10 protein-coding genes are annotated in these 12,097 nt (G+C 39.0%); 4 read left to right on the top strand and 6 right to left on the bottom strand.

Annotated elements, in window-relative coordinates; genetic code table 11:
* The 4 genes from C9J47_RS02330 to C9J47_RS02315 all read right to left on the bottom strand — a co-directional run bounded on the left by C9J47_RS02330 (position 1) and on the right by C9J47_RS02315 (position 4,835).
* On the bottom strand, positions 1-927 hold the full coding sequence (locus C9J47_RS02330) for a transporter substrate-binding domain-containing protein (protein WP_107252060.1): 927 nt from the start codon (positions 925-927) through the stop codon (positions 1-3).
* Positions 928-987: 60 nt separating this feature from the next.
* Positions 988-2,391 carry an aminotransferase class V-fold PLP-dependent enzyme gene (locus tag C9J47_RS02325; protein ID WP_107252059.1) on the bottom strand — a complete coding sequence of 468 codons (1,404 nt, stop codon included), beginning with the start codon at positions 2,389-2,391 and terminating at the stop codon, positions 988-990.
* Between the two features lie 256 nt (positions 2,392-2,647).
* On the bottom strand, positions 2,648-3,691 hold the full coding sequence (locus C9J47_RS02320; protein ID WP_107252058.1) for a DUF2955 domain-containing protein: 1,044 nt from the start codon (positions 3,689-3,691) through the stop codon (positions 2,648-2,650).
* Positions 3,681-4,835 (bottom strand): HlyD family secretion protein, encoded by a 1,155-nt coding sequence (locus tag C9J47_RS02315; protein WP_107252057.1) that lies wholly within the window; start codon positions 4,833-4,835, stop codon positions 3,681-3,683. The genes C9J47_RS02320 and C9J47_RS02315 overlap by 11 nt, the downstream gene beginning before the upstream one ends.
* A 260-nt stretch (positions 4,836-5,095) precedes the next feature.
* On the opposite strand from C9J47_RS02315, the gene C9J47_RS02310 reads away from it, so the two are divergent.
* Together C9J47_RS02310 and C9J47_RS02305 are read left to right on the top strand one after the other, a co-directional pair.
* Entirely contained in the window at positions 5,096-5,410 is a 315-nt protein-coding gene (locus C9J47_RS02310) for a hypothetical protein (protein WP_107252056.1), read from the top strand.
* A 139-nt stretch (positions 5,411-5,549) separates the two neighbouring features.
* Positions 5,550-6,557 (top strand): helix-turn-helix domain-containing protein, encoded by a 1,008-nt coding sequence (locus C9J47_RS02305; protein WP_107252055.1) that lies wholly within the window; start codon positions 5,550-5,552, stop codon positions 6,555-6,557.
* A 553-nt stretch (positions 6,558-7,110) separates the two neighbouring features.
* On the opposite strand, the gene C9J47_RS02295 is transcribed toward C9J47_RS02305, so the two are convergent.
* Both C9J47_RS02295 and C9J47_RS02290 read right to left on the bottom strand, forming a co-directional pair.
* Positions 7,111-8,601: a SulP family inorganic anion transporter gene (locus C9J47_RS02295; protein WP_107252053.1), complete on the bottom strand. Its 1,491-nt coding sequence runs from the start codon at positions 8,599-8,601 to the stop codon at positions 7,111-7,113.
* Positions 8,602-8,880: 279 nt separating this feature from the next.
* Entirely contained in the window at positions 8,881-9,786 is a 906-nt protein-coding gene (locus C9J47_RS02290; RefSeq protein WP_342749859.1) for a LysR family transcriptional regulator, read from the bottom strand.
* A 129-nt stretch (positions 9,787-9,915) separates the two neighbouring features.
* Between C9J47_RS02290 and C9J47_RS02285 the strand changes: the two genes are divergently transcribed.
* Entirely contained in the window at positions 9,916-10,896 is a 981-nt protein-coding gene (locus C9J47_RS02285; protein WP_107252052.1) for a zinc-dependent alcohol dehydrogenase family protein, read from the top strand.
* A gap of 178 nt (positions 10,897-11,074) precedes the next feature.
* Complete coding sequence (locus C9J47_RS02280; protein ID WP_107252051.1) at positions 11,075-12,082, top strand: substrate-binding domain-containing protein; 1,008 nt, start codon at positions 11,075-11,077, stop codon at positions 12,080-12,082.
* The last annotated feature ends 15 nt before the right edge of the window (positions 12,083-12,097 follow it).

The following is a 12,097-nucleotide window of genomic DNA, read 5'->3' as shown; positions in this document are numbered from 1 at the left end:
CTACTGATTACTTTCCTTAAAGTAATCACCATAGAAATAAAATACCGACGGATAATATTTTTCAACCAACTTTTGGTAAGTCCCATCTTCTTTAATCGTAGCCAAATATTGATTAAATGCCTTACGAAGTTCTGGAGAACTCTTTCTAAATGCCACTGCCATTCTTTGATCTTGTGAAATAGGACCTATCACTTTTATTTCTCCAGGCCATTTTTCAAGTGCAATTAAGGTGTCAGCAACATCAAGCAACGTACTTTCAGCATCCTTGTTGAGGATTGCAGGTACCATCTCATTTAATTTGCGGCTACGCTCTGGCTCTATGATATTTGCCCCTGTTTCATAGAGGTTGTATAAGTTAGGGTCTAAACAAGATTGCTCCATCGTCAGCACATCTCTTCCCTTAATAAGTTTTTTTACTTTCTCTATATCTTTGTCAATCGAGTCAGTTGGTTGAATAGGTTCCAGATCAGAGTCGGCACGCGCGACCAGCCATACCGCGGAAGGAAAATAATCGTCAGAAAAATCAGCAAGTTCAGCTCGCCAATCCAAAATTGTTACACCATTGGCGATAATATCGCCTTCAATTAGGCTTTTTTTGCCTAATACAATTTGGTCATTTTTAAATTGAGCATTTTGACCGATTAATTTACCTATAACGTTATTCCACTCTGCCGGAACATATTGATACTCAACCCCTATTGACTCAGAAAAACCTTTTACAATATCGACATCCAAGCCGCTTAGTAATTGAAAATTATCTCTATTAATATAAGAGATAAAGTTTGCGTAAGGTACACCAATATGGCGTAAGACACCTTTCTCTTTAATTTCGGCTAGATCAGTTGCCAAGGTATTTGGGCTGAAAATGATCGCAGCACCAACAAACACAATATGGCTTATCGTTTTTCTTAGTTTATTTACAGTCATCAACACACTCGATACATATTCTCTGTCATCAAGAAAGCGCTGTTATAGAGCGCTCAAACATCAACTCATATATTCATACAATTCCTGGATTGCATTGACTAACCCTTTCACATCCTCTTCATCATGAAAAAGGTGTGTAGAAATTCTTAGTGCATGTGTTTCGACGGTATCATCTTTGTATAATCTAAAATCAGTCGTACGAATAATATAACCATAGTCATTACGTAGCCGATCTCTAAACTCTGTAAGCAAGTCACCACTTTCAAATCCAAAAGGATTAAATGTAGTAAGGCCACTCGTTAACCCTTTCACATTCGGTGAGAAGAATTTCGCGTTTGGTAAAGCTTCTGCTAATAATAATTTACACAACGCGCCTAAATGTAATACGCGCTCTTCAATTCGATGCCTACCTATCTCATCCCACATCTTGCAGCTATCTGCCAATGCTTGTTTAGCAGGGTAATTATCATTACCGATATACTGCATTTGCAATTGAGTACCAAGATAGCCAGCATGAGACAACGAGGAGTTAATAAGCCAAAGTGGGTTAATACAGTCACGCCAATATTCATCTAAGCGTGTTGCATTATCACGAACATATAAAATGCCCGTCGCACCAGGTCCACATTGCCATTTATGACCTGAACCAGCATAGAAATCACAATCAATATCGTGAAAATCCAAATCAAACATACCCACAGTATGTGCACCATCCACAAGAGTGGGTACAGCATATTGATTTGCTAATGCACAAATACGCTTTGCAGGTAATGTTGTACCGGTTTTGTATGTGATATGAGAAAAGACGATCAGGCGAACATTGCTGTTTTCGTTAAGAGCAGCTGCAAACGCCTCAACATAATCATCTTCAGACACTGTTTCTGAGCCGGTATAGACAGGAAGTTGCACTTCAACAATGTTGACGCCAAAACGTTGTTTAACAACATTCATTGGGGATGTTGCTGCAACATGCTCATGATGAGTAGTAAGAATAACGTCGCCTTCTTCAAAATGAAGACCGTTAATTATAGAGCACATACCATCAGTGGTATTACGGCTAAGTATTATCTCATGGGAATCGGCCCCAAAGCCCAAAGCAATATCATTCACCATGTCTGATACATATGGCCAAGAACCAAACTTTCCGTCCATATCCCATGGGTATTTCGCAACCGTTTTATTATTATCATTAAATTCAGCGAGCACATGCTTTGGCATAGAACCTGTTGTGCCAACGTTCATGTATATTGTTCTTTTATCTAAAACAAACTGTTTTTGTACTTTCTGCCAAAACTTCTTGTCGTTTTTACTCCGACTAACCGCCTGCCAATCTGTCTGCAAAGTGGATGCATTTGCCGTATTTGCAAACATTGAAGTGCTGAGCCCTGCAACAGCAACACTTGCAGTTCCTTTTATAAATTGACGACGATCCACGTTTTTGAGCTGTTTGTCCGTGTTACTCATTTACTTTCATCCCTGTAAAAAACGTTATTATAAAATCCATTAATAACGATACTAGTAAACGAAATCCATCGTTACAACTGGAAGCATTCGCTTTTAAATGAATAACTTTTCTTATTTATGAAGGAATGACCTTCACCTCAATTATTGTTTAATAAACCTATTAATTAACTCAGAATTATTAATCAGAGAGATGTGCCAAATATTGTGATGTTAGTTCAGGGATTGTGCAAACATTGAATTAATAAACAATCAAACATTAGCTATCGTGTTTGGATTTATTACGACTTTCCAATAAAAAAGAAATGAATATCATGTATATTCCCGCTAAAAATATCTGAGTAATTCGAGTATAAAAACCAACATCAATTTCTTTGGATTCACTCGACAGTGCCGTTCCCAACACCACTAACAATGCTGTTAAAGCACCACTCCAGATAGGCGCTTTTAATGGGTTACTATAGATTTTGTTCGCAAATATACACGTAAATAACGCAATTAGTGCCACCAAAAATGGGAACCAAGGTACTGTTACTAAAAGCTCATAGGCAATAACCGCTAATATGCCACCAATACTGTTAGTCAGTAACAAGAAAGCACTGAGTTTCACACTTTTTTGTCCTGTTATTTGCAAAGACAATATACCAATAAAGGCGAGTGTGAGCAGTGCACCGTTTATCTGAAAATAATAAAAGAAAGCAATAACAGGAAAACTGATCATCAACGCACGCAATGCCTCTTTCGTACGTTGGGAAGATAAGGGTAATACGGGCTTAAGTTTAGCTTTTACTGATTGTGGCGCTTTATCGGGAAATAAACAGTGCATCAAAACAAACATGATGACGGCCCCAACACCCGAAATCATCAACGCTTTCCCTAGAAATAAAGACGCAGCAGGGTTAATTATGCCCATATAAGGAATGAGTAAGGCTGAAATAATAAGAATAGTGGCAAATAAATTCCATTCAGGATCCATGAATAAATAATATGCGCTAAACATTAATAGCCCAACGAGTAACAACAGCACTAATGGGTAATGGGTCACGCCATTACTAATGCTTAAACCAATTAATACTGTTGCGACCATAGCCAAAAACAATTCATCAAAGATCTGGCGAGTTAATACAGGCTTATCAACTAAAAATTTTGCCAAGAATACGGGCATGACAAAAGACAATCCCCAATTTATGCCATAAGCAAGTGCTGCGGCAACGGTGACTCCCAACACAAAACGGGTAATACGGCGATCAACCGAAGGTTGTATTGCATTAACACTCACTAAAGACATCGAATTATCGGACATACGACATCCAACTTAATAGTCGAATCCACACACGGCCAAATATGTTCATAATGGATTGTTCTTTGGTATACACCATCACATCAGCTTGTCCGCCTACACGTAATAACCCCTTAGCAGACTCATTATCAAAACGGATCATCACTGGAAAACGCTGAGTTTGACGCAACCAACCCGTTTGAGCCCCAACAGAGGCAAGCTGACCGGCCTGACTGCTTTCTCCCCAATTAACTCCATAATCGATGCTAATAACTTGTCCTTTAAACACATCACCAGGTGCATAGTCTAAGGCAACCTCAACGTTATTACCGGCTTGCACATTACCTAAACTGTTTTCACGAAAATACGCTTCTAACCAAATATCTTCACCAGACACAAATGTTAATAATGGTTGCCCTTCTCGCGCATAATACCCTTCATCTAAGCGAAAATTAGACACACCACCAAATGCAGGTGCACGAACGACTGTACGCTCTACATTTAACTGCGCTTTTTGTAATGCTAATAATGCCGACTGTATATCGATATTATCGCTACCAGTTTGTCCTAACTGCTCTTTGGCTTGCTCTAAATTCGCTGAAGCCGATGCAACTTGCGCTTTAGCACTCGCCAGACTAGCTCGGGTTTTATCCGCATCCGCTTTAGTAACAATGCCTTTATCAACCATAGCCAAAACCCGCGATGCTTGGCTCCTCACATTTTCTTGATGGGCAAGTGCATCTGATAATTTAGCTTGAGCAACCGCAACTGAAGCCGTTTGCACACCAATCTGTTTTCCAGCTCGCTTTAAGCCTTGTTCTGCTTCTTTTAGCGCAATTTCATAATTACTCGGATCAATACGAATAAGTGCATCGCCAGCTTCTACAACATCATTGGGCTTAACTAATACATCAATAATTGAACCAGAGACTAATGGCGTAACAGGAATCACATGGCTGCGTACTCGCGCCATATCAGTATTAGGAATAAAGCGATCGGCGACTAAATAGAAAACAAATAGCCCAATACACAGGCATAAAACACTCTGCGTAATAGTTTGAATACTAAGTTGTTTTTTAGAGGGCAGAGAACTAGATGCTAAAGGCTGCTCAGTTAACTGTGGGGCTTGTGGCTTTTCAGAATGAGACGATTGTTTATTTTGGTTCATGTCTATCCTCTTCGATTATTCTCGTAGTAAACAAAACAGAATTTTGATCTGCGTATGCAACGTAATAAATCGAACTAATGATTGAAATCATTCTAATACTAATCGTCATCTCTCTTCATTTGTTACCATTTAACGCCACCGAAGACATTTAGGAACAACAGCAAGCCTTGGCGCTAAATGATCAAAAATACCCCCCTCAATTCGTAAACTTAATCTCGTTCAACAAGCACAAACCATAATAGTCAGAGCGAGAAATATTAATGAAAAGTATGTGGAATAAAGTAAAGCAGTTTCTTCTAACACCTTACGGTAAGGCATATCTCGTGCTAATTACGCTCACCAAGCTCTACCTTGTCTATAAATGGGCGCTAACCTATGTGAAAGAATTTGGTGGAGAAGCATTCAACATCGTAGGGGCATCGATTCAATCTGGTGAATATTTTAGTGCTGCAATATTTACAGTGATATGCGCTTACTTCACCATAAAAGCGATTATTAATATTTTTAAACCATCCCAAAAATCAGAGGCAACACCTCTTATAAAGAAAGCTGACATAGAGCATGTACAATCATAACCAAGCAACATTATTCCTGCTGCATGGAAGCAGCCGTTACCTTTCCCTTTTTTCTGAAGATAATCCCATCATTTTATTATTAACAAAACCTGTATAATGGAACTCATACCAATGACGGTAATAAGGATACTTCTCTATTATGGCAGCCAACCAGCTCACACCTCTAATCAAAACCGTGCATGCCGCCACATTGGTTGAATTGCTGACGCATTTCGAAAAAGATATTTACCCATTACTCAAGACTGCGGGATTACCTGAGGATATATTGCGTTCGAAAAGTGAATTTATGCCAGAAGAGCCCATTAAACACTTACTGGCGCTAATGGCAGAAAAAGCGGATCCAGAACATTATGGCAATTTATTACGCATAGTCATTCGGGAGTATTTCATCCCAAAATTATTGCACCATATCCATGCTCCAAAAAATCTTGAAGAGGCTTTTAATTCTCTTGCGACGGCCATTATTCACGATTCACCGTCAGCAAAAATCTCTATCGAGCATTTTAAAGGAACACCTTGGTTTTGCCGCTATAAAACGAAAGAAGATACCAAGGGATTTTTTTGGGCTGAAGTGTTTGCTATATTATTTACCATCGAATTTATCAACGTTATGACAAAGACTCACTGGTTACCCACCTCGGTTGCCGTTCAGTCTTCAAACATCGAACCTATGCTTAAAATCTTTAAAGGGCAATCTATTCAGTTTGTTTCAGATCGCAACGTAACAGCCATTGAGCTATCAGATTCTATTCTTAATACTCCCGTTATACTGCCTGCAAGCTTTAGAGAAAAAAAAGCCTCTAGCGCCCCAAAAAAACGAACATATATAGAAACCGTCTATCTCGCATTAACACCCTATCTTGGCCAGCCATCAATGAATGTCAGTGAAGCAGCTAAGGTATTGAATACCTCAGCGCGTACATTGCAACGCCGCTTGGCTAAAGAAAATACCACGTTCAAGATAATACGAGAGAACATCATGCTCGCGACATCTTGTCGATTAATGGAAGATGCTCGTTACTCCCTTACCGATATTTCAGCCAGGTTAGGTTATGCTGATATCGCTCATTTCTCGCGAGCTTTTAAAAAATTAACCGGATTCCCTCCGAAGGATTATCGAAATCGCTTTTTAGATCGTTCTACATAATGAAAGCTCTCACCTTTAAATTCAGCCAGATATCTAATCTGGCCACATATTTTCTAATCTCTTAATGCCCTTTCCTATTTGCTGCATCCCACCGTCGACAATGACTTGTGCAATCACATAGTAAAGTAACGTGCAAACATCAAAACTCGAACAAATAACATTACATTTATCTTTTATACTACTGATGATAAATACGGTTAACTAAAATATATCTTGTTCTTATTTGAAAAGAACTGATTAGATTTTTTACTTATCTCGAAGTATCTAATCAAATCTGCTTCATAAACATAACGATTTGGACTTACCTTTAACGAATACTCTTTATTAATACCATGAACGTTATATTTCTTTGCAATTAACGTTCTTCTATCGATCACCCAAGAATGTGGTTCTTTATTTCTTGCTATTTTAGAAGGGTAGTAAAAATGTGCTGTAGCAACAATTGATGGTTCATGTGTTATCAGTGGTCGCATAGAACCCCTAGTTATATGTTTAACATTATTAAATAAAACATTAAAAGCATCCAATAAAGGATGCTTTTTCAGTGGTATATCTAGTGACCGTGCGTCATTAATGCGAGTTTCTCAGGCTTATTATAAATTGCATGTTTTTCTATTATTTTCATTGTGTTGTCATTCATTCCAGTGACTTTAACATCACATCCCGCATTCATGAATTTCATAATCACTTTATCAAGCGCACCCACAGCGGTTATATCCCAAAAATGACAACTGGTTAAATCAATGGTCACGTACTTTGAAGGACTGTTAAAATTAAACATATCAATGAAAGTATAAGCAGATGCAAAGAATATCTGGCCATGTACCTTATGGATTGTGTGGTCATAACTAATGACAATATCATCAGTGACTTTCATGATTAACCTGCTCTGATTCGTGTAGAACACAGAAGCAATAACAACACCAACAACAACACCAATTGCTAAGTTATCGGTTAAGACAACAGAAACAACCGTTGCAATCATGATCACGTTAGAGTTTAACGGCATGTGCCTCATCGCTGGTATCGATTTCCATGAAAACGTGCTTATAGAAACCATAATCATCACGGCAACAAGTGCAGCCATTGGGATTATCTTTAAATAGTCACCAAGGAAAACAACCATTATCAAAAGAAAAACGCCTGATGATAGTGTGGATAATCTAGTTCTACCACCCGATTTAATATTAATCATTGATTGTCCAATCATGGCACAGCCAGCCATGCCACCGAACAATGATGAAACCATATTTGCTAAACCCTGACCTTTACATTCACTGTTAGTGTCACTATCTGTATCAGTAATATCATCAATGATTTTTGCAGTCATAAGCGACTCAAGAACACCAACAACGGCAAGTGCTAACGAGTAAGGGAAGATTATATTTAATGTTTCTAAGGAGAATGGAATATCAGGGAACATAAATACAGGTAACGAATCAGGTAATGATCCCATATCGCCAACAGTACGAATATCGATGTTATACATCACGCTGAATACAGTGATAGCAATAATACAAACTAATGGTGATGGTAATACTTTTCCAACTTTAGGAATATAAGGAAATAGATAGATAATCCCTAAACCGGCAGCAGTTAACGCATAAACCTGCCACGTTACATTGGTTAATTCTGGTAATTGAGCCATGAAAATCAATATCGCTAGCGCGTTAACAAACCCGGTAACAATTGAGCGCGAAACAAACCTCATTAAGTTACCAAGTTTTAAAAGCCCTATTACGTATTGAATAACACCGGTAAGAAATGAAGCAGCTAAAAGATATTGTAAACCATGGTCTTTAACTAACGTCGTCATTAACAAAGCCATTGCGCCGGTTGATGCTGAAATCATTGCAGAACGTGAACCGGTGAAAGCTATAACAACACAGATTGAAAATGAAGCATATAAACCGACCTTTGGATCAAGTCCGGCAATTATTGAAAATGCAATAGCTTCCGGTATTAACGCTAATGCTAAAACTATTCCTGATAATAAATCACCCTTAATATTATTAAACCAACTTTCTTTATAAAAACCTAACATGAAAAACCTCTTTATTAATTAATGAGCCATAAATTGATAAGAGATTTATTTCTAAGGCGGACTATTAATGATGTATTACCTTTGCTTTTGTATTTTCGGCATATAATACCGCTATTGTATAAACCTACCAATCACAACTATTACTCATAATTGAATCTTAATATTCCAACTATATTTATTGATAAATAGAGTGAATCACATTCAACGGTACGAGTACCGAGGAAGTATTTTTTTGCCATTAACAGCTGTAATGGCTTTTATTGGTACGGTATTACATGGTTACATATTTTCTCGCAAAAAATCCAAAAACACCCTCATCTTAGATGACACTAGGTTTCTATTTTGATAAATCGCATAGGTTGAACTTAAGTGGAGACACGGGCTAAATTGATGTTCTGGTAACACCTGAATTAACCGGCCAGAGTCCAGCTCATCTTTAACTGCCCAATAAGGGATAAGTGCAATACCACCACCATGAAGAATAAGTTGTTTTTGTCCATTAACAGAATCTACGGTCATATAGTGTTTAATGGCTAATTTTTGATAATTGCCTTTGACCAAGTACCAATCTTTCCAACCATGATAGCCATATACCACACAATCATGATTGATCAACTGCTCAGGTGACTCAGGAAGCCCGCTTTCGTTCATGTATTCAGGGCTTGAGCATAGAATAAAATGATTATCGACCAGCTTTCTCGCGATCAAACTAGAGTCGGGTAAACGACCACTGCGAATCGCGATATCAACATTCTCTTCGATTAGATCCACAATTCGTTCGGTCAGCTCAACTTCGATGCGAATATCAGGATAAGCCTGCCGAAATTTAGGTAATAGAGGCAGAATGCGACTTTCACCAAATCCCACTGTAGTGCTGATTTTGAGGTTACCTATTGGACTAAGCTGCAGATCTCCCACCGCACGTTTGGCTTCTTCGAGTTCAGAGATAATACGTTTTGAATAATCATAATACGTTTTTCCTGCTTCCGTTAAACCTATATTTCGCGTCGTTCGCTCTAACAGGCGAATACCGAGTTCACTCTCTAATGACGCTAGTTGACGTGATATCGATGATGGCTGGACATCAAAAATTTTACTGGCTTTTGAAATGCTGCCCGTTTCTACAACGCAATTGAAGTAATGCAATTTATTAAATGTGGCCATATCTTTTGTCACCTCGTACATGCCTCTCTCTTTTCTCACTATAACGCAGTCGCTTTTGTCTTAAAAGCAAAGCTATCTTGTTTTTCAATGTATTGTTGTTTATCTAGCAATAACTAAAATGGCCGCATAATCCAAACCGGAGCGTAAAAAATGAAAGCAATGACAATTAGCAACATCGGCGGCTACGACGCATTTAACCTTACAGAGCAACCAATGCCTGAACTGCAATTAGGTCATATGATTGTTGAAGTGAAAGCCACGAGTGTTAATCCGTTAGATACCATGCTTCGCTCTGCAGAAACGCCATGGTCTGAAAACCTACCTAGTATTCTGCATGGTGACGTAGCAGGTATAGTCACTGAGGTTTGTGACTCCATCAGTAATTTCAAAGTCGGTGATGAGGTATATGGCTGTGCTGGCGGTATTGCAGGTATTGATGGTGCGCTAGCAGATTACATGTTGGTTGATGCCAACCTAATGGCACACAAACCTACCTCGCTGACTATGAAGCAAGCAGCAGCACTACCGCTTGTCTCTATCACTGCATGGGAAGCACTGTGCGAAAAAATGGATGTTAAAGCGGGTGACAACCTACTTGTTCATGGTGCAACAGGCGGTGTTGGTCATATCGCGGTACAACTTGGTAAGCATCTTGGTGCGACGGTTACGACAACAACACGATCTAAAAATGAAGCCGTAGCCAAAACACTTAACGCCGACAACGTAGTTAATGTAGAAGAGCACACTGTTGCTGAGTATGTAGCCCAATACACTGATGGCCATGGATTCGACGCCATCTTCGATACGATTGCAGGCGAGAATATCCAACGCAGTTTTGAAGCTGTTAAGTTCAATGGTCGTGTAGCAACAACATTACCTATTGCTGAACCACTTCAGATCGCATTGAAAGGCCTCAGCTTCCACAGTGTATTAATGCTGATTCCTATGATTGAAAACATCAATCGTGCTCGCCATGGCAAGATTTTAGCCGCAGTAGCAGAGTTAGTAGATCAAGGGAAAATCACCCCATTAATTGATGAGTCAGCATTCACTATCTGGCAAGTTGCTGAAGCGCATGCCCATCTAGAAGCAGGGAAAGCCGTAGGTAAAGTTGTACTTACGCACGATTAATAACAAATAAAAATAGTTGTCGTTAATCTTAAGCATTACCTCTGACGATTAACCATCATTGATTTTAAGCAGTGCTTACTATTTCGGACAATAACCGAATGAGTAAGTACTGTTTTTTTATTGTAACCACAGTCGCTTAGATGATAATGTTACAGTAACATTTGATGAGAACATTAGCATGAGCACAGAAAACCGTAAATCTCGCCCTACTCTACAAGATATTGCCGATCGTATTGGTATCACCAAAATGACGGTTAGCCGTTATATGAGAAACCCTGAATCGGTAGCCGTTGCCACTCGCGAAAAAATCGCGAAAATCGTAGAAGAATTGGGGTATATCCAAAATCGTGCACCTGCAATGCTTTCAAAATCATCCAGCAAAGCGATTGGTGTTCTGTTGCCCTCTTTATCTAACCAAGTATTTGCTAATTTTGCACAAGGCATTGAAACCGTAACCAAAGCCAATGGTTATGAAACCTTGATCGCCCACTTCAGCTATAGCGAAGAGGAAGAAGAGAGCAAAATTGCTGCCCTGTTGTCATACCAAGTTGATGGATTAATTTTAACGAGCACAAATCACACTACTCGCACTCTTCAAATGATTAAAACAGCGGGTATTCCGATTATTGAAGCAATGGAATTACCTGACAACCCGATAGATATGGCGGTAGGGTTAAATCACGAGCTTGCAGCGTATACCGTTGTAAAAGAAATGATTGAAGCAGATAAATACAACACGGTGTACTTTGGTGCTCGTCTTGATACACGAACACAATTGCGAATGAACGGCTACGATCGTGCAATGCAAGAAGCCAACCTTGAGCCTGTGCATATTTTAACTGAAGAACACTCTAGTTTTACTTTAGGTCGACATTTACTTGAGCGTGCCTTAACCGAACAACCAAACCTTAACGGGGTCTTTTGTACCAACGATGATATCGCTATCGGTACGATCATGGCTTGCCAAGCACGTGGTATTTCAGTGCCGAATCAAATCAGTGTTGTCGGCTATAACGCATTAGATATTGGTCAAGCGATGTCACCTAAACTGACAAGTATCGATACACCGCGCTTTGAAATTGGAGAAAAAAGTGCACAGCTCTTACTTTCAGCGCTAGCTGGTGATGTGATCGAACAAAAGGTTTTTGATATGGGTTTTACGGTAACGGAAGGTGAGAGTCTTTAATCCAATATATTTATG

It is taken from the genome of Photobacterium indicum, assembly GCF_003026215.1.
Classification (GTDB): domain Bacteria; phylum Pseudomonadota; class Gammaproteobacteria; order Enterobacterales; family Vibrionaceae; genus Photobacterium; species Photobacterium indicum.
This window is presented reverse-complemented; position numbering and strand designations above follow the sequence as displayed.

What these genes read in the sequence shown, in the direction of transcription:
- C9J47_RS02330 (WP_107252060.1), bottom strand. Translation starts at nt 927, where the DNA reads ATGACTGTAAATAAACTAAGAAAAACGATAAGCCATATTGTGTTTGTT.
- C9J47_RS02325 (WP_107252059.1), bottom strand. Translation starts at nt 2,391, where the DNA reads ATGAGTAACACGGACAAACAGCTCAAAAACGTGGATCGTCGTCAATTT.
- C9J47_RS02320 (WP_107252058.1), bottom strand. Translation starts at nt 3,691, where the DNA reads ATGTCCGATAATTCGATGTCTTTAGTGAGTGTTAATGCAATACAACCT.
- C9J47_RS02315 (WP_107252057.1), bottom strand. Translation starts at nt 4,835, where the DNA reads ATGAACCAAAATAAACAATCGTCTCATTCTGAAAAGCCACAAGCCCCA.
- C9J47_RS02310 (WP_107252056.1), top strand. Translation starts at nt 5,096, where the DNA reads ATGAAAAGTATGTGGAATAAAGTAAAGCAGTTTCTTCTAACACCTTAC.
- C9J47_RS02305 (WP_107252055.1), top strand. Translation starts at nt 5,550, where the DNA reads ATGGCAGCCAACCAGCTCACACCTCTAATCAAAACCGTGCATGCCGCC.
- C9J47_RS02295 (WP_107252053.1), bottom strand. Translation starts at nt 8,601, where the DNA reads ATGTTAGGTTTTTATAAAGAAAGTTGGTTTAATAATATTAAGGGTGAT.
- C9J47_RS02290 (WP_342749859.1), bottom strand. Translation starts at nt 9,786, where the DNA reads ATGTACGAGGTGACAAAAGATATGGCCACATTTAATAAATTGCATTAC.
- C9J47_RS02285 (WP_107252052.1), top strand. Translation starts at nt 9,916, where the DNA reads ATGAAAGCAATGACAATTAGCAACATCGGCGGCTACGACGCATTTAAC.
- C9J47_RS02280 (WP_107252051.1), top strand. Translation starts at nt 11,075, where the DNA reads ATGAGCACAGAAAACCGTAAATCTCGCCCTACTCTACAAGATATTGCC.